Source organism: Aquiflexum lacus, from assembly GCF_015476655.1.
Taxonomy (GTDB): domain Bacteria; phylum Bacteroidota; class Bacteroidia; order Cytophagales; family Cyclobacteriaceae; genus Aquiflexum; species Aquiflexum lacus.
This window is the reverse complement of sequence record NZ_JABFHF010000019.1, coordinates 12227-31204: the sequence shown is the minus strand read 5'-3', so window position 1 is coordinate 31204 and position 18978 is coordinate 12227. Positions and strand designations below refer to the sequence as shown.

Sequence of the window (18978 nt, the reverse complement as noted above, 5' to 3'; positions counted from 1 at the left end):
ATATTTATTAAATTTGTACCTTTGAAGATACAATGGAATCATTAATATCAAGATATCAAAACCTTTTGAAGTCTATCAATTTGGACTTTAAAAGAAATCTCTACCATCAAATCAATTGGGAGGCAAGAGCAATATGTATCCTTGGCGCAAGGGGTACAGGTAAATCTACGCTTATGCTTCAATATTTGAAAGAGAATTTACCAGTAACCCAATCTCTTTATATTTCCTTGGATGACCTCTATTTCAAGCAGAATGATCTTGTTGAAGTAGCGGAGAGGTTTCTGCAGTTGGGAGGGAAGTATCTATTTTTGGATGAAGTGCACAAGTATGGGGATTGGCAGGCAGCGGTCAAAAACCTGTATGATTTTTATCCTGAATTGAAATTGGTTATCTCAGGTTCTTCCATACTCCCCCTTCAAAAGTCCCAAATTGACCTTAGCAGGAGACTGGTATACTATGAACTATCGGAATTGTCATTCAGGGAATACCTGGGACTTAAGCTTCAAATTGATATTCCTCCAATAGACTTTCTAAACCTCCTTCAGAATCATCAAGAAATTTCAAGCAAGGTAACGAATGTTTTACCGCATCCTTTAGCCCAGTTTGAACAATATTTGCATTACGGAGCTTACCCATTCTTCAAAGAAGGAGAAAAAGATTATATCACCAAAATCAACCAATTGATCAATGTCATTATTGATTATGACCTTCCCGAGGGCAAGGACATCTCCACGTCGACCCAGGCAAAACTGAAAAAGTTGCTTTATATCCTTTCAACCGCAGTCCCTTTTAGCCCGAACATTACCAAATTGGCAGAAAAAACCGAAACCACCAGACCAAGACTTTTGGAATTGCTGCATCTGTTGGAAACTTCAAGATTGATCAGGAACCTAAGAAATTCTTCCCATGGGGTCAGTATGATGAATAAGCCTGATAAAATCTTCCTGTCCAACACCAACCTCATTTACGCATTGGCACATGAAAATCAAAACAAGGGAAATGTTAGGGAAACATTTTTTTATAACCAATTGGCTAACAGTGGCCATTCCGTCACGTATCCTCAACAAGGTGATTTTTTGATCAATGACAGGTATGTATTTGAGGTTGGCGGCAAAAACAAAGACTTTTCCCAAATCGCAAACCTCCCCGATTCATTCATCGCTGCAGATGATTTGGAATACGGATTGGGCAATAAAATCCCATTGTATCTTTTTGGGTTTTTGTATTGAGGGATTACCCCTACTTTGTCATGTTTGGGAAAGGGCTAAAACCTGCCAGGTTTTATAACCTTTAAACTGTTAATCCTTTGCATGTACAGTTAATAAACCTGGTAGGTTTCTTTTAACAATGTTTAATTTGACAAAGTAGGGTTAGACTATTGCCTTAAAAAATTATTGTATGATCGCATTAACCGCTTAACCTCTTTGGATAATTGAGTTGATGTCCCGATTAGTTTCATGTTGATTTTCCAATAGATTCTAACACTTCATCTTTAAGGGATCCCAGATTTCTGGTTATAATTGACCAAATGATAGAATCATCAATATTGTCATAAGAATGAATTAATCTATTTCTCAGGCTAATTATATGCGAGGCATTTTTAAGCTTATTTGTTTTTGACTCCTTCAAAAACTTATTTACTGCTTCTCCAATAATTCCCAAATGGCGTTCTACTGCTCCTTTTGTCTTAAGGTCTTTTTGATATTCAGCAAATGACCCCAGATCCATAATAAATTCTTCAATTAGAGTAATTGAAGTAAAAATATCAGACAAAAACTTTTTCTCTTTTTCCGTCATAGATCAGTTTTTTTGTTCTGTCGATATTTGATTTGAGATATGGGTTTCGTATAGAATCTTCTGTCAATAGATCCACTTTTCTACCAAAAAGTACTTCGAGATTGTCCCACAAGGAAATTAATGCCTCTCCTCGATCAGCTGGATCGTCAATATCAATGGTAACTACAAGGTCAATATCGCTGGTTTTTGGATCAAAATGATCCGTAATGGATGAACCAAAAGCATAGATATTAGCAACTTTATGCGAGCGGCATAAGTCTATAAAGTCAATGTACCTTTCCTTTATCAGTGTCGATAAGTCCATTTTCAAATTTAGTAAATTTTTCCCGACAATTTCCGCCACTGACTTAGTACCCCACGCTTATATGTGTTAATTTGGAAGACCTAAAATTGACAATTGAGCATGTACATTATTTTTGATACCGAAACCACCGGATTACCAAGGAATTATAATGCCCCGATGACCGACTTGGACAATTGGCCACGATTGGTTCAGATTGCCTGGCAGCTTCATGATGCCAAAGGCAAGTTACTTTCCAACAACAATTTTATTGTCAGGCCGGAGGGTTTTACCATTCCCTACAATGCAGAAAAAGTACACGGGATATCCACGGCAAGGGCCAAGAAAGAAGGGCATGAATTGGAAAAAGTGCTGGCGATTTTTCATGAAGATGTAGAAAAGGCAAATTATTTAGTCGGGCATAACATCGGTTTTGATATCAATGTGGTGGGTTCTGAATTTTTGAGAAAGGGAGTTCCAATGAAACTTCGCGAAATGAAGGAATTGGATACCAAGGATATCTCTACGGATTTCTGTGCATTGCCCGGAGGTAAAGGTGGAAAATTCAAATGGCCTACCTTGACTGAACTTCACCATAAACTTTTTGGGAACGGATTCGCAGATGCCCACGATGCAGCATATGATGTGGATGCTACTGCCAAATGTTTCTTTGGACTGATTACCCAGAAGGTATTGGCACCTGCAAAAGGAGTGGAAGTATCTGAAGTCATTTACGAGGCTCCAAAACTGGACATTGCCAATTTTGCCAATGCCAAGGATGAACAGAAAATAGCTGCCAAAGACGTATTGAAAGCAGCGGGAACAGCGGATATATCCGATATGACGGATATGCCTTTTTCCCATTTGCATGTGCACACTCAATATTCCGTCTTGCAGGCTACCTCGGAAATCCCGGCTATGATTGCCTTGGCCAAGCAGATGAAGATGCCCGCCATAGCCATGACAGACCACGGCAACATGATGGCGGCATTTAATTTTGTAAAGACTGCATTGGCCCATGATATCAAACCGATCATAGGATGTGAATTTAACTTGACCAATGACAGAAATAATAAAAGCCAAAAAGACGATGGCTATCAAACTGTCCTTTTAGCAAAAAACAAAGCTGGTTACCATAACCTGGCCAAGTTGTCCTCCTATGCCAATATTCAGGGATATTACTACCTGCCCAGGATTGACAGGGTACTATTGGAACAGTATAAAGGAGATTTGATTGCCACTACTGGCGGACTTTGGGGAGAAATCCCTTACTTGATTTTGAATGTTGGGGATACTCAAGCTGAAGAAGCCTTTATTTGGTGGAAAGAGCAATTTGGAGAGGATTTTTATGTAGAGTTAAACAGGCATGGCATTCCTGAGGAGGAAAAGGTCAATGAGGTTTTACTCCATTTTGCTGAAAAATATGGTGTCAAATATTTTGCTGCAAATAACACCTATTACAACCATAAGGTAGATGCCAAGGCACATGATATTCTGCTTTGTGTAAAAGACGGGGAGTTGGTAGAGAAACCCAAAAAGTATGTAGGAAAACGTGGGAGGGAATTCCGCTATGGTTTTCCCAATGATGAATTCTACCTGAAGAGTCCCGAGGAGATGAAAAAACTCTTCGCAGATCTTCCTGAGGCAATTGCCTGTACCAATGAAATAGTCAATAAGATCGAAACCTATAAACTGGCAAGAGAAGTTTTGCTCCCCAAATTTGATATTCCTGAAGAGTTTAAAGATCCCATGGATGAGGAGGATGGGGGTAAAAGAGGTGAAAATGCCTACTTGAGATACCTCACGTATGAAGGAGCGAAAAAACGATATCCTGAACTTACTGAAGAAATCAGGGAAAGGCTAGACTTTGAATTGGCAACCATTGAAAATACCGGATATCCCGGATATTTTTTGATTGTTCAGGATTTTACAGGCGCTGCTCGGGAAATGGGCGTATCGGTAGGGCCGGGTAGGGGTTCAGCCGCTGGTTCAGCTGTCGCTTATTGTACAAGAATCACCAATGTGGATCCAATTGCTTATGATCTACTATTTGAGAGATTCCTGAATCCGGATAGGGTTTCCCTTCCCGATATTGATATTGACTTTGATGACGAAGGCCGTCAAAAAGTCATCGACTATGTGATCAATAAATATGGATCCAACCAAGTAGCTCAAATCATTACTTATGGTACCATGGCAGCCAAATCGGCGATCAGGGATACGGCAAGGGTTTTGAACTTACCTTTATCCGAAGCAGATAAATTGGCCAAATTGGTACCGGATATCAAATTGAAAGCACTTTTTGATCTGACAAAGGATCGGGCAAAGTTAGCCGACAAACTCAAAGGAAACGGGGAGGATTTGGGTAAGGCCGATGAGCTTATCCGTATTTCCAAAGGGCATGATGAACTGTCCAAAACCATCAATCAAGCTACCATACTTGAAGGCTCCGTAAGGAATTTGGGGATTCATGCCTGTGGTGTTATCATCACACCTGGAGATATAACAGATTATGTTCCTGTGGCATTGGCCAAGGATTCTGATATGGTATGTACACAGTTTGATAACTCAGTGGTGGAAAGTGCCGGTCTGTTGAAAATGGATTTTTTGGGTTTGAAAACCCTGACACTGATCAAAGATGCTGTCAGGATTGTCAAGCAAAGGCATGGGATTGAACTTGATCCGGACAGTTTTCCTATGGATGACGTCAAGACATATGAGTTATTTCAAAGGGGTGAAACAGTTGGTATTTTTCAATATGAATCTCCAGGGATGCAAAAGCACATGAGGGATCTTAAGCCTACGGTTTTTGGGGATTTAATTGCCATGAATGCTTTGTATAGACCCGGCCCATTGGCCTACATTCCTTCATTTATCAAAAGAAAGCATGGCACAGAACCAATTGCGTATGACCTTGAGGATATGAAGGAATACCTTGAGGAAACTTATGGCATCACTGTCTATCAGGAACAGGTGATGTTGCTTTCTCAAAAGCTGGCTGGTTTTACCAAAGGTGAGGCAGATGTCCTCCGTAAAGCAATGGGGAAAAAGCAGAAGGATGTTTTGGATAAGATGAAACCCAAGTTTGTCGAGCAAGCCGCATCAAAAGGACATGATGCCAAAAAACTGGAAAAAATCTGGACGGATTGGGAAGCTTTTGCTTCCTATGCATTCAATAAATCCCACTCGACCTGTTACGCTTGGATTGCTTATCAAACTGCCTACCTCAAAGCCCACTACCCTGCGGAGTATATGGCTTCGGTGTTGAGCAACAACATGAATGACATTACCCAAGTGACGTTCTTTATGGAAGAATGCAAGCGTGGTGGAATAGCAGTATTGGGACCTGATATCAATGAGTCTAACAGTGGATTCACTGTCAACAAAGAAGGTCAGATTAGATTTGGTCTTGCGGCAATCAAAGGTGCTGGAGGAGCTGCAGTGGAGGCAATTATTGCCGAAAGAGAGAAATCAGGTACTTACAAGAATATCTTTGAGTTTTGTAAAAGAGTCAATTCAAGGGCAGTCAACAAAAAAACCTTAGAGGCATTGGCGATGGCAGGAGGTTTTGATTGCTTTCCTGAGCACCACAGAAGGCAATATCTGGAGGCGGCTGATGGAGATGCCAATTTGCTGGAAAAGGCAGTTAAATATGCTCAGAAGGTACAACAGGAAGCGGATAGCTCACAGGTGAGTTTATTCGGTGGTGGTGCCGGTATGGAAGTGCCGCTACCTTCTGTGCCCCCTCTTGAACCTTTCAGTCAGTTGCAACAACTCAACATTGAAAAGGAAGTGGTCGGTCTATATATTTCAGGGCATCCTTTGGATCAGTTCAGGGTAGAAATAGAATCCTTTACCAATACACCCATGACGGAATTTCCTGATATGGATTCATTGAGGAAGAAAGGTGAAATCAAAGCAGCAGGGATGGTAACCACTTTTGCCCATCGGACCACAAAAACAGGAAAACCTTTCGGTACGCTGACCATGGAAGATTACCATGGCGGACATACCTTCTTTTTATTCGGCGAGGATTATATCCGGTTCAAAGAATATTTTATGACGGGATGGTTTTTGTACCTTACAGGTTCTGTACATCCCAATAAATGGAAGGAAAATGAGTTTGAATTCAAGATCAACACCATTTTATTGCTCAATGAGGTGAGGGGCAAAATGATCAAAGGGTTGCGGGTCAATATTGACTTAGATGACCTGACTCTGGATCTGATGGAAAAATTGGAGACGATTACCCAAAAGTATAAAGGCGAAGCAAAGTTGTATATCAATGTCATTGACAGCAAGGAAAACATTACTTTGGACTTGATGTCTAAAAAATTCACAGTAGATCCCTCTAATGAAATGATCAATGATTTGGGGCAGATTCCGGAAGTGGTTTATCAAATTTTATAGTATCAAATTCATGCCACGACTTTGAGTCATGGTATGAATAGTCTTGGTATAAATTTAAATATGTGCCATAGATTTTATCAATCATATTTAATCCAGTTGAGGAACTTATTAGCAGTGAATACACTTACCTACTATATTTAGAAATTCAAGAAACAAATTAAAAATATATTACAATGGCAAAAGCAATAGAAATTACTGACGCAAATTTTAAGGAAATAATGAATTCTGACCAGCCCATCTTGGTCGATTTTTGGGCAGAATGGTGTGGCCCCTGTAAGATGATCGGACCCTTGGTAGAAGAATTGGCCGGAGATTACGATGGCAAAGCCATCATCGGCAAAGTTGATGTAGACGCTAACCCTGGTGTTGCACAACAATTCGGCATCAGAAGTATCCCCACCCTTTTGTTCTTCAAAGGTGGTGAAATCGTGGACAAACAGGTTGGAGCAGTTCCAAAAGCTGTATTGGCCCAAAAACTTGACGCACAATTATAATATTTGAATATTTCAAGTAGTAGCCACAAAGATTCATTCTTTGTGGCTATTTTTATTTTTAACCAAATTCAATTTAATGAAAGAGGTACAGATCGGGCTGGAAGAATTTCTGGAATTGAGGAAAACAGCACCCATTATAGATGCAAGAAGCGAAATGGAGTACGGGAAAAGCCACATTCCCGGAGCCATCAACTTGCCCATTCTGAATAATGAGGAAAGAAAAATAATTGGGACTACCTACAAGCAGCAAGGAAATCAGCAGGCAGTCATAGAAGGTTTTGAGCTTGTTGGTCCGAGATTCCATTTGATTATCAAAAATGCTTTAGATCTTTTTCCGGAGAGAAAAGTATTGATTTATTGTTGGCGAGGTGGAATGAGAAGTGAGATACTTTCTTGGTTATTGGGAATGGCTGGTTTTGAAATTTTCCGATTAAAAGGAGGGTATAAGTCTTATCGTACATATACTTATGTGACCGTCAGGGAAAAAAGGGATTTTTTGACTCTAGGTGGGAAAACAGGTGTGGGCAAAACCAGACTTTTAAAATTGCTTAAGGAATCAGGAGAGCATGTTATAGATCTTGAATCCCTCGCAGGACATAAAGGATCGTCTTTTGGAGGGATTGGAATGCGTCCACAGCCAAGTATTGAGCAATTTGAGAATCTTTTAGCTGAAGAGTTTTTTAAAATCCCAAAGGGAGCTACTATATGGATTGAAAATGAAAGTAGGAGAATAGGCAAAGTGATTCTTGCAAATGAATTGTACGCATCAATTATAAATGCTCCTTTGGTTGAAATCCATAAATCTTTGGTTCAAAGGATATCACATATACAAGAGGAATATGCTTCATTGCCAAAGGGTGATCTTATTGCTGCGGTTGGTAGACTTCAAAAAAAACTGGGAGGTCTGAGGACTTCAGAATCCATTGAGGCAATCCAAAACAATCAGCCCGAAGTTTGGATTAATTATTTACTTCAATATTATGATAAGTCTTATGATTTTGACCTTGAAAAAAACCAAAGAGATCAAATAGTAAAACTGGACTTGAGCAATGAAAATCAAGAAGGCGCTATAGAAAAGCTTTTAAATATTAAGACTAAAAGGTAAATGGAAGACCAAGTAATCAAACTAACCCAATTCAGTGAGGGTTCGGGCTGTGGCTGCAAAATCCCTCCTGCAGTTCTGGACAGTATCCTAGCCAATAGAAAAACTGTTGATTTGCTAGACCCCAAACTTTTGGTTGGAAACTCCTCAAAGGACGACGCAGCTGTTTATCAGATCAGCGAAGATTTAGCCATGATCAATACAGTTGATTTTTTTACCCCAATTGTTGATGATGCTTTTGATTTTGGAAGAATTGCAGCTGCAAATGCTTTGTCCGACGTGTTCGCGATGGGAGGGAAGCCGGTTTTTGCCAATGCAATTTTGAGTTGGCCTGTAGAAAAAATAGATCCATTACTGGCAGGAGAAGTATTGGAAGGAGGGCGGGAGATTTGTCATTTGGCTGGAATCCCTTTGGCGGGGGGTCATAGTATCGCTGCAAAAGATCCAATCTTTGGGCTGTCAGTCAATGGGATCGTTCATCCGAAGAATATCAAAACCAATATGGGTGCTCGTGAAGGAGATTTGATTTATATCACCAAGCCATTGGGGATTGGCATATTGGCTACGGCATTGAAAAGGGATAAAATCAAGTCAGCGGATTACGCAAGCATGATCCAACATGCTACCCAAATCAATACCATTGGAAAGGATTTTGGCAATTTGAATTTTGTCCATGCCATGACCGATGTGACAGGTTTCGGGATTTTGGGACATTTGATGGAAATGGCAGAAGGAGCAGGGCTTACGGCAAACATCCAAGGAAGTGGTATTCCATTGATCGATGGTGTGCAGGAATATATTTCACAGTTTATTTTCCCTGACAATACTTACAGAAACTGGAATGCCTACAGTAGCAAATCGGAAGGCATTATCGGGATGGAGTTGGTAAAATTCTGCGATCCTCAGACCAATGGAGGCTTATTGGTCGCTGTGGAACCTGGATTTCAAAAAGAGTTTGAAGCTATATTGGAAAAACAAGAACAAAAAGCATGGCTGATTGGGGAGTTTTATGCCCAATCAGCCGTCAGTGTAAAGGTCCTTTAGTCAAGGACTTTTACTTTGATATTTCTGTAATAGATCACGCTTTCGGGGTCATGTGCTTGCAATGCAAAAGTGCCTCTATCAATTTTCTTTTCACCTGCATTTTCTGGTCTGTTCTTGTCTTCTGACTCAATGTATTCCATAACAGTTTTACCGTTTATTTTCACAGTTACATGGTCTCCTTTGACTATGATGTGTTCGGTATACCATTCCCCATCTTTTACATAGACTTCTTTTACATCATTGAAGGAATATAAACTGCCTGTCTTTCTCCAATCACTGTGACTTTGGTTTACCTGAACTTCATAACCTTTGTCCGGCCAACCGGTTTCTTGGTATTTGGTATGGAAAAAAATTCCTGAATTGGCTTTGGGCATGGTTTTTACTTCAGCACTGAATTCAAAATTTTTGAAATCTGCATTGTTGACTTCCCCAACATAAAAAGCGTGGGCACGTGGGCCGTCTATTTTGATCTCTCCATTCACCACAGTAAAGGAGGATGGATTTTCTGAAACTTTCCAACCGTCAAGATTTTTTCCGTTGAACAATGGAAACCAACCATCCTCTTGGGCGAAGACCACCGTAGAGAAAAGGATTAAAGTAAATAGGCCTAAGAATCGTTTCATGATTTGATTTGGTTTTAGGGTTTAAGTTTTGATTTTTTTATTTAATTAGAATCACGATGGTGATGTTTATTGATAGTTATTCAACTTTTGGCAACAGGGAGACTCCTCCGGAAACAATAAATTTCATCATGTCAGCGCTCTTTACATTTTTCAAGATACGCACATTTTCTTGAGGTACCAGATATAAATTACCTGAGAAATTATAACTATGTGGGAAGTAAATGGCTACAAGATTTTCTTCTTCCAAAACAGAAAGGTCATCCTGAGTGATAAATCCCAGCCTTGACATTCCCTCAGAAAGTTTTACGATCACTGGGATATTGAATTTTTTCTTGTCCCCAACAAAAGCAGACATTAGGTCTTTAATACTGGTATAAAGGATATTAATTAATGGGATTTTAAATACCCATCTTTCAAATATTTCAAATAGAGGTTTTGTGATAAAGATACTTGCCAAAAAACCAACAAAAGTGATAAAGGCCAGCATGATTAAAATCCCCAATCCCGGAATGGGAATGGGTAATATCCCATCCAAAAACTGAATGATCAATACTATCACATAAATGGTCAGGGCAATTGGAACCACAAAAAGTAGCCCTCTGAAGAAATAGGTAAGGAATCTTTTGTATGTAAAGGCCATAAATTGATTTTTAGATATGTAAAAATAGACAATCAGGAGATATATTCCTGAATTGGGAAGGTTACTTTCTTCTGGACTTAAAGATAAGTTTAAGGAAATATTTTATTTGTAAAAATGAACACACTGTTTGTAAACTAAAAATAACAAAAAAGCCCCGGAATTTCTTCCAGGGCTTAATTTTTTATTTATGACAAATTATAAATCAATTCCCATAAAGGACATAAATGCGATCCCCATTAATCCTGTCAAAAGCATGGTGATGCCCAAGCCTTTCAGACCATTAGGAACATTGGAATATTTCAGTTTTTCACGAATTGCAGCCAGGGCAATGATTGCCAAAAAGAAACCTGTTCCTGAACCAAAACCATAAACTGTCGCTTCAGCTAAAGTATAGTCTCTTGTGGCCATAAATAGAGAACCACCTAAAATGGCACAGTTTACTGCAATCAGAGGAAGAAATATTCCCAATGCACCATAAAGAGCAGGGGCAAATTTTTCAACAACCATTTCTACCAACTGCACCATGGCAGCGATAATGGCTATGAACATAATAAACCTTAAAAAGGAAAGATCGATTGTGGCAAAAGATTCGCCTAACCAGGATAACCCACCTTCTTTTAAAATAAATTCATTCAAAAGCCAGTTGGTTGGAACAGTTACCGTCAGTACGAAAATAACTGCAGCACCCAAACCTAAAGCCGTACTCACTTTTTTGGAAACTGCCAAAAATGAGCACATTCCCAAAAAGTAAGCGAAAACCATGTTTTCAATAAATATTGATTTTATAGCTAAATTAAATAATTCCATGTCTGTCTTTAGTTATTAATGTTCAACATAACCGGTTTTGGTACGCTGTACCCAAATGATCAGTCCTAAGATAATAAATGCTCCAACTGGAGATACCATCAAGCCATTTGTCGCTAAATTGAAATCTTCTCCAAATAACCCTGATATCGCATCATAGATGGGTACACCAAACAAAGACCCTGACCCAAGTAATTCTCTAAAGAATGCTACTGCCAGAATAATCCATGCGTAACCCAATGCAGAACCGAAACCATCTAAAATTGAATCATATGGTTTATTTCCCAAAGCAAATGCCTCGAGACGTCCCATTACGATACAGTTTGTAATGATCAATCCTACAAAAACAGAAAGCTCTTTGTACATGTCAAAAGCAAAAGCTTTTAAAAACTCATTTACCAAAGTTACCAATGTGGCTACTACAGCGAGTTGTACAATAATCCTTACCCTGGTCGGGATAGTATTCCTTAATAATGAAATGGTAAGGTTGGCCATTACAATAACAAATATTACTGATATAGCCATAACCAATGTAGGTTGCAGCTGGGTAGTAACGGCTAAGGCTGAACAAATCCCCAATACCTGTATGGTAATTGGATTGTCGTCAATTAATGGATCGGTTACTAACTTTTTTCTTCTTTTTGACAGAAGCGCCTCTTCGGGCTTTTTTACTTCTGCAACTTGTGCTGTTTCTGTACTCATTATTTTAAAGATGAAACGTTCTTAATCAATTTAAAGCGGCAATTTCTGTTTTGGCGGATTTTTGCTTTTCCATGTAAGCAATATAATAGTTGAGATAATTCTTCAACATATCGTTGACTCCATTAGCTGTAATTGTTGCGCCTGACAATCCATCTACTTTATGTTTATCTGAAGAATAATCTCTTCCCTCTCCTTTTTGCATATAGACAGATTGAAGTTCTCCGGATTCATCAAAAATCTCCTTTCCTTGATAGCGTTGTTGAATTCCTTGATTGGTAATCCTCGCTCCTAATCCCGGTGTTTCTCCTTTATGGGAGAATGTCACGCCTTCAATGGTATTCAGATCAGTTTGAAGTGCAAGGTATCCCCAGATTTCATCCCAAAGGCCTGAACCATAGACTGGAAAAACATAAGACTCAACATCTTCTGGATTTCCGTCAGCATGATACATAAATATAGGGAAAAGCCTGTTTTCTGGAGCCATTTTATAGTTCTTGGCTACATTGACTTTCTCGGCCACGATGGGATTTCCATCGGCATCATTTTCCACTTCCAGGCCTTCAATATTCACTACCTTAGATGCGATTCTGTTTTCGTAGAATGAAAGTACTTCTTCGGGATTCATGGCACTGAGTTTTTCAGGTTCCAATACCGCACCTAAAATTTGCTTCTTGGTATCTAATTCCTCTGCTTTTTTCTGAAGAGGTCCCAATACCTGAGAAGTTCCTGACAACAACAATCCCAAAACTACTGTGAGGATTATTGAAAATGTGATGATATAAGCGTTAGACTGTTGCACGTTGTAACCTCCTGTTCTTATTTGCTTTAACTATATAATAATCAATTAATGGGGCGAAGACGTTCATGAAAAGAACGGCAAGCATTATACCCTCCGGATAAGCTGGGTTAGTAACCCTAATGATGACAGTAAGTACACCAATCAGCAATCCATAAATCCATTTTCCAGTTTCTGTCTGTGCAGCTGAAACTGGGTCAGTTGCCATGAATACGATACCGAATGCAAGGCCTCCAACTACCCAATGGTACTCTGGACCCATAGCCATGTATTCATTTACTGCAAAAAGGTTCATGATGAAACCCATGATATAGGCTCCTGCAAATCCACTCACAATGATCTTCCAGCTGGCAACTCCTGTTCCAATCAATATCAATGCACCTATTAAGGCCATCAAGGTGGATGTTTCACCAATTGAACCTGGAATCCAACCCATAAACATATTAGAAAGACTGTAAATTCCATCTCCTAAGGCAGTATTATGTTCTGCTAATGCCTGAGTAACCGGGTCTCCGTCCACACCTGCATTATACGCAACTGCTAAAGCTGTCGCTCCAGAGAAACCATCCACAGCGGCCTTATCTCCTAGATAGGTCCAAACCTGATCTCCAGAAATTTGTGCAGGGTAAGCAAAGTATAGAAATGCCCTTGCAGTCATGGCGACATTTAGGATATTCATCCCTGTTCCACCAAAAACTTCCTTTGCAATCACTACAGCAAATATAGTGGCTAACGCAACCTGCCACAAAGGCAATGTTGCAGGCACAACCAAAGGAATCAACATACCCGTAACAAGAAAGCCTTCATTGATAGGGTGTTTTCTGATTACCGCAAATCCTGCTTCAACTAATCCTCCAGCTGCATAAGCTACGATTACGATTGGAAGAACCAATTCAAGTCCAATTAGTAACTTTGGTCCAAAATCTTCCCACAATCCTGCCGTTTGGCCTGTGGCGAGAAAATGCTGATGTCCTGTATTGTAAATACCAAATAATAAACACGGGATCATTGCAATTACTACCGTGATCATCATCCTTTTAAGGTCGATGGCATCTTTTACTTGAGCACCCTTTATACCGTTGGTGTGCTTTGGCGAAAACAAAAATGTTTCACCAGCCTCAAAAGCATAATAAAGGCCCTCTAATTTTCCTCCTTTGTGAAAAAGAGGTTTCTGCTTATCTAACAGATCTCTTAGAAATTTCATATTGATTAACTGTATTGAATTAAATCTATCCCTTTTCTAACTATTTCCTGTACTGGGTGTTTGGAAACATCTACAAATTCGCACAATGCAAGATCTTCTTCCACTATTTCATATATCCCCAATTCTTCCATTTCATCAAAGTCCTCAGCCATGATGGCTTTAAGGAGATAGACAGGCAAGATGTCCATAGGAGTTACACTTTCAAATACGCCTGTTTGTACAAATGCCCTTTCCTCTCCTCTAACGTTCGTATCCAAAACAAATTCTTTTTTGGGACTAAGAAACGACAGAAGACCCAATGCTCTATGATAGCTTAATTTTTCTGCAGTAGGCTTCATCCAGCCCAGAAACTCGTAATATTCACCTTCAGGCAACATGGTAATTTGATTATCATAATAACCCAAATATCCATCTTTATTGATTTTTTCGCCTGTAAGGACATTTCCGGAAACTATTCTTGTTTCAGGTGCAAGGTCGGACTTTGCATCAGTTCCAATATTACCGTTTACAAAAGTGTCCACACAAGCACCAATAAATGTTTTGGTGTAAGCAGCTTTTTTTGCTCTCGAACCAGTAATGGCAATCACTTTTGAAGCATCGTAATGTCCTTCAAGAAATAACTTGCCGATTTGTACAACCCCATAAGGCTTTACTGTCCAAACAATGTCATTCTTATTAATTGGATCAAGATGGTGTATCTGGACTCCTACATTTCCTGCTGGATGAGGTCCACTGAATTTATTGAGCTCAGCACCATTCAAATTGGCATAAACTGAGGGCAATTCTGTATCGGCGCTTACATTTAAGTGGACTTTCCCGGATGTGAGTTTTCCAAGAATATCAATTCCTGCTTGGAAATATTTTTCTTCTCCACTCAATAAAAATCCGTAATCAGGCGCTAGAGGATGAGTATCAAATCCTGATATAAAAATAGATTTTGGGTTGTCATCAGGATTGGCTACTACGCCAAATGGCCTTTGAATTAATTGAGGCCAAACACCACCTTTTGTCATTTGGTTGATTGCATCTTCCCTGGTTAGGGATTTTATCGTGGATTCAGAGAATTTATCGAACGATTCATAACTGATTTCTGAATCAGCGAGAATCTTTATTTCCAATAATTTTCTTCTATCTCCTCTTTTGATCTCTACAATTTCTCCGGAAACTGGTGCAACATATTGAACCTTTTCCATGGATTTGTCGAACAAAATCGGAGTTCCCGCTTTTACAACGTCTCCCTCGTTTACAGTAACTTTTGGCCTCAGCATCCCGATGAAATCGGTAGGCTTGATTGCAAAAGTCTTGGACGGCTTGAAGTCTGCAAGCTGTTTTTCAGCTTTGCCTACGAGCTTAATATCGAATCCTTTCTTAAGCTTTACTGTTTTTGACATATGATTTTTGAACTGTATGGTCTTTTGAAAAACGCCTCAAATCTAATAAAATAGATCAGTTATAAGAAGATAATTTTGGGAATATTTGTGAGGTTGATCACCGACTATTTGGATTATTTTTTCAATTAATCATTAATTATTCTCCAAAATAAGGTTTTCTTCCATGGATTTTAGATGTTTCATCACCTGTTCCATCAGCCACATAGGAGTTGAGGTCGCCCCACAGATGCCCACTCTGTCATTCGAATTGAGCCAAATTGGATCAATTTCCGTTTCGTTCTCTACGAAATAACTTCTTTCATTGACTCCTTTGCAAACTTGAAACAATGCTTTCCCATTTGAACTTTTTTTACCTGAAACAAAAATGATTATATCATTCTCTTTGGCAAAATTTGCGAGTTGTGGTTCCCTGTTCGAAACTTGACGGCAAATGGAATCATTGGCATTAAAATCCAATTCATTTAGAATTCCTTTTTCGTTCTTGATTTTTTCTTCTATTTTGGACTTGAGCTCATAAAAACCCTTAGTGCTTTTGGTCGTCTGACTGAAAAGGGTCACAGGCTTTGCAAAATCAATTTTTTCCAAATCTTTGTCCTCCATGACCACAATGGCTTTTTCCAATGTTTGTCCGGTCAAGCCAATTACTTCTGCATGTCCTTTTTTTCCATAAATGACAATTTGGCCATTTTCTTTTTCCATTTTATCAAATGCTGTCTTCACCCGGTGCTGCAGCTTTAGTACCACCGGACAGGAAGCATCTATGAGTTCGATGTTGTTTTCAATAGCCGTCCTGTAGGTTTCAGGTGGCTCTCCATGAGCCCGGATCAGTACCTTGCAATCATTCAATTCCTGCAATTGATCTCTATCAATTACAATTAGACCTTTTTCGGAGAGTCTTTTAACCTCCATATCATTATGGACTATGTCTCCGAGGCAATAAAGTCTATCAGAGCTTTCCATTTCGTCTTCGGCCATTTTGATGGCAAACTCTACCCCAAAACAATAGCCTGAATTTTTATCAATGGTTACTTCCATATTCGTTATAATAAGTGCCGATTCTTACTTTGGCCAATTCCACAATTTGATTTACCTGTTCCTCAAAGTCAAGGTTACTTGTATCTAATGCTATAGCGTCTTTAGCCTTTAAAAGAGGACTTTCCTTTCTATTGGAATCAGTTTTGTCTCTTTCTGAAAGGTTTTGTAAGATTTTATCCAAATCAACCATATCACCTTTTTCCATCAATTCTTTTTGGCGTCTCTTTGCTCTGATATTTAGGTCAGCTGTCATAAAAACTTTCAATTCGGCATTTGGGAACACAACGGTAGAAATATCCCTACCATCCATTACCACACCTTTATTTCTTCCCAAATGCTGTTGTTGTGCCACTAAAGCAGTTCTCACTTCTTTGATTTTACTGACTTCACTGACATATTCAGAAACTTTCATGCTTCGGATCTCAGCTTCTACATTTTCGTCATTGAGAAAGGTCTCTTGTTTCCCGTTCTCCTGATTGATATGAAAAGATATCCGAAGGCTTTCAAGGTTCTTCTCAACATCCTCTGTGTTTGAAAGTGTTACATGGTTATTTAAAAAATGAAGGGTTGCAGCACGGTACATTGCTCCTGAATCAATATAAGTATAATTCAAAATTTTAGCTACCGCTTTGGCAGTGGAGCTTTTGCCACATCCTGAATATCCATCTATAGCAATTACAATTTTTTGCATCTAATATAAGTAACCCTGGCATTATTTAATTTCAGGCGCAAATATAGTAGTTTTAAATCTAAATCCTTTGACAAAAAGATGTATTCCGCTTTCTTGTAAGGGTAATTCATTTTCCTGTTGAAATTTGAAAATAAATAATTTAAAACCTGTATTTTATGAGTGTTTTTAGTATTTCAGGACAGTTTGTTGATATTCTAGATAAAACCATTTACTGTATCGAAGTCCAAATTGAAAAAGGTGCAATTGTTTCCATTCAGATGATTAGAGAGGATAAAACTTTGCCTTTTATTTTGCCAGGTTTTATAGATGCCCATGTACATATTGAGTCTTCTATGCTGGTTCCATCAGAGTTTGCAAGATTGGCTGTGCCCCATGGCACTGTTGCCACTGTCTCTGATCCTCATGAAATCGCGAACGTCTGCGGTATGGAAGGAGTGAACTACATGATTGATAACGGGAAGCAGGTTCCTTTCAAGTTTTATTTTGGAGCTCCGTCCTGTGTTCCGGCTACTCCATTTGAAACAGCAGGAGGGGAGATTACGGTAAAAGACATACATGACCTATTGGAAAGAAAAGAAATCAGCTATTTGGCTGAAATGATGAACTGGCCCGGTACTGTCAATAAAGATCCAATCGTCATGGAGAAGATTGCTTTGGCCAAAAAATACGGGAAACCTGTGGACGGACATGCCCCCGGTCTGAAAGGAGAATTGGCTGCAAAATATGCTTCTGCGGGAATCACAACAGATCATGAATGTTTCACCATGGAAGAAGCCTTGGATAAAATCCATTTAGGAATGAAAATCGCCATCAGAGAAGGTAGTGCTGCCAAAAATTTTGAAGCTTTGATTGACCTTATTGATGATTACCCTGATATGATCATGTTTTGCTCGGATGACAAGCATCCCGATAACCTTGCCCTAAGCCATATCAATGAATTGGTAAAAAGAGCCGTAGCCAAAGGGAAAGATGTTTTTGATGTGTTAAAAGCTGCATGTATAAACCCTGTTCAACATTATAATATGGAGGTAGGTCAGTTAAAGGTTGGAGACCCTGCCGATTTTATTGTGGTGGAGGACCTGAAAGACTTCAAGGTAATCCAAACCTTCATTGATGGGCAAAAAGTTGCTGAAAATGGCAAGACATTAATCCGAAAGGTCAACAATGAAATCATCAATAATTTTAATACCAATAAAAAAGAAATCGAAGAATTCAGGCTTCCCGCAAAAGGGAATAAAGTAAGGCTAATTGAAGCTTTGGATGGCCAATTGATAACCCCGGAAGTACATGGTGACATATTGGTTAATGATGGCTTTGCCCAATCCAATCCCGAATCGGATATATTAAAAATCACCGTTGTCAACAGGTATGAGGATGTTAAGCCAGCAATGGCATTTATCAAAAATTTTGGTTTGAGGGAAGGTGCTATTGCCTCTTCTGTTGGTCATGATTCGCATAATATCATTGCAGTTGGTGTGGATGATGATTCCATTTGTAGGGCAGTGAATTTATTGATTGAAAAAAAAGGTGGGGTATCGGCAGTAAGCAAGGAGGAAGAAATGGTATTAGCCCTTCCCGTGGGTGGAATTATGTCCAATGAGGATGGGTATCAAGTAGCAGCGGCTTATACCAAAATAGACCAAATGGCAAAAAAGATGGGGTCAACACTTCAGTCTCCTTTTATGACATTGAGTTTTATGGCTTTGTTGGTGATTCCTGATCTTAAACTCAGCGATAAAGGATTGTTTGATGGGCAAAAGTTTGAGTTTGTGGATGTTTTTTTGCGTTGATTCGAAGATGCGGGAAAAATTAAAAATATTTTATTCAAAATTTTATTTTAGTATAGTCCAATTTATTGTTTGATTATTTTGTGATTTCTATGGGTCTTAATCTGTTTTTGAAGGTCTTTTGAATATAAGCAGCGTAAGTGCTAAACCTTGTAAAACTTTGTAAACCTATACCTTA

General features: G+C 39.1%; 17 protein-coding genes. 6 read left to right on the top strand and 11 right to left on the bottom strand.

Features of this window, described 5'->3' with window-relative positions; all coding sequences use genetic code 11:
• The first annotated feature begins 32 nt into the window (after positions 1 to 32).
• A complete protein-coding gene (locus HMJ38_RS16510) occupies positions 33 to 1229 on the top strand; it encodes an ATP-binding protein (protein WP_228780102.1) in 1197 nt (398 codons plus the stop codon).
• Between the two features lie 226 nt (positions 1230 to 1455).
• On the opposite strand, the gene HMJ38_RS16505 is transcribed toward HMJ38_RS16510, so the two are convergent.
• Positions 1456 to 1797 carry a HepT-like ribonuclease domain-containing protein gene (locus HMJ38_RS16505; RefSeq protein ID WP_194975529.1) on the bottom strand — a complete coding sequence of 114 codons (342 nt, stop codon included), beginning with the start codon at positions 1795 to 1797 and terminating at the stop codon, positions 1456 to 1458.
• Complete coding sequence (locus tag HMJ38_RS16500; RefSeq protein WP_194975528.1) at positions 1766 to 2101, bottom strand: nucleotidyltransferase family protein; 336 nt, start codon at positions 2099 to 2101, stop codon at positions 1766 to 1768. The genes HMJ38_RS16505 and HMJ38_RS16500 overlap by 32 nt, the downstream gene beginning before the upstream one ends.
• Positions 2102 to 2200: 99 nt before the next feature.
• On the opposite strand from HMJ38_RS16500, the gene dnaE reads away from it, so the two are divergent.
• From dnaE to selD, 4 genes are all read left to right on the top strand, one after another.
• Complete coding sequence (gene dnaE / locus HMJ38_RS16495) at positions 2201 to 6487, top strand: DNA polymerase III subunit alpha (RefSeq protein WP_194975527.1); 4287 nt, start codon at positions 2201 to 2203, stop codon at positions 6485 to 6487.
• A 173-nt stretch (positions 6488 to 6660) separates the two neighbouring features.
• On the top strand, positions 6661 to 6981 hold the full coding sequence (trxA, locus tag HMJ38_RS16490) for a thioredoxin (protein ID WP_194975526.1): 321 nt from the start codon (positions 6661 to 6663) through the stop codon (positions 6979 to 6981).
• Positions 6982 to 7057: 76 nt separating this feature from the next.
• Entirely contained in the window at positions 7058 to 8086 is a 1029-nt protein-coding gene (mnmH, locus tag HMJ38_RS16485) for a tRNA 2-selenouridine(34) synthase MnmH (RefSeq protein ID WP_228780101.1), read from the top strand.
• The gene (gene selD, locus HMJ38_RS16480; protein ID WP_194975525.1) at positions 8087 to 9127 is read left to right on the top strand and encodes a selenide, water dikinase SelD; all 1041 of its coding nucleotides are present in this window, start codon (positions 8087 to 8089) and stop codon (positions 9125 to 9127) included.
• Here the strand turns inward: selD and HMJ38_RS16475 are convergent.
• From HMJ38_RS16475 to cmk, 9 genes are all read right to left on the bottom strand, one after another.
• Positions 9124 to 9750 carry a 3-keto-disaccharide hydrolase gene (locus HMJ38_RS16475; protein ID WP_194975524.1) on the bottom strand — a complete coding sequence of 209 codons (627 nt, stop codon included), beginning with the start codon at positions 9748 to 9750 and terminating at the stop codon, positions 9124 to 9126. The genes selD and HMJ38_RS16475 overlap by 4 nt on opposite strands.
• A gap of 76 nt (positions 9751 to 9826) precedes the next feature.
• Positions 9827 to 10390 carry a DUF502 domain-containing protein gene (locus HMJ38_RS16470; RefSeq protein WP_194975523.1) on the bottom strand — a complete coding sequence of 188 codons (564 nt, stop codon included), beginning with the start codon at positions 10388 to 10390 and terminating at the stop codon, positions 9827 to 9829.
• A gap of 195 nt (positions 10391 to 10585) precedes the next feature.
• Entirely contained in the window at positions 10586 to 11197 is a 612-nt protein-coding gene (gene nqrE / locus HMJ38_RS16465; protein WP_194975522.1) for an NADH:ubiquinone reductase (Na(+)-transporting) subunit E, read from the bottom strand.
• A gap of 15 nt (positions 11198 to 11212) precedes the next feature.
• The gene (locus tag HMJ38_RS16460) at positions 11213 to 11896 is read right to left on the bottom strand and encodes an NADH:ubiquinone reductase (Na(+)-transporting) subunit D (protein ID WP_194975521.1); all 684 of its coding nucleotides are present in this window, start codon (positions 11894 to 11896) and stop codon (positions 11213 to 11215) included.
• A gap of 25 nt (positions 11897 to 11921) precedes the next feature.
• Entirely contained in the window at positions 11922 to 12695 is a 774-nt protein-coding gene (nqrC, locus tag HMJ38_RS16455; RefSeq protein ID WP_194975520.1) for an NADH:ubiquinone reductase (Na(+)-transporting) subunit C, read from the bottom strand.
• The gene (locus tag HMJ38_RS16450; RefSeq protein ID WP_194975519.1) at positions 12682 to 13896 is read right to left on the bottom strand and encodes an NADH:ubiquinone reductase (Na(+)-transporting) subunit B; all 1215 of its coding nucleotides are present in this window, start codon (positions 13894 to 13896) and stop codon (positions 12682 to 12684) included. The genes nqrC and HMJ38_RS16450 overlap by 14 nt, the downstream gene beginning before the upstream one ends.
• Before the next feature lie 5 nt (positions 13897 to 13901).
• Positions 13902 to 15287 (bottom strand): Na(+)-translocating NADH-quinone reductase subunit A, encoded by a 1386-nt coding sequence (locus HMJ38_RS16445; RefSeq protein ID WP_194975518.1) that lies wholly within the window; start codon positions 15285 to 15287, stop codon positions 13902 to 13904.
• Positions 15288 to 15419: 132 nt separating this feature from the next.
• Complete coding sequence (locus HMJ38_RS16440) at positions 15420 to 16322, bottom strand: 4-hydroxy-3-methylbut-2-enyl diphosphate reductase (RefSeq protein ID WP_194975517.1); 903 nt, start codon at positions 16320 to 16322, stop codon at positions 15420 to 15422.
• Entirely contained in the window at positions 16306 to 17013 is a 708-nt protein-coding gene (gene cmk / locus HMJ38_RS16435; protein ID WP_194975516.1) for a (d)CMP kinase, read from the bottom strand. Before cmk ends, HMJ38_RS16440 begins: the two co-directional genes overlap by 17 nt.
• Positions 17014 to 17168: 155 nt before the next feature.
• Here cmk and ade point away from each other — a divergent pair, with 155 nt between their 5' ends.
• Positions 17169 to 18803: an adenine deaminase gene (gene ade / locus HMJ38_RS16430; protein ID WP_194975515.1), complete on the top strand. Its 1635-nt coding sequence runs from the start codon at positions 17169 to 17171 to the stop codon at positions 18801 to 18803.
• The last annotated feature ends 175 nt before the right edge of the window (positions 18804 to 18978 follow it).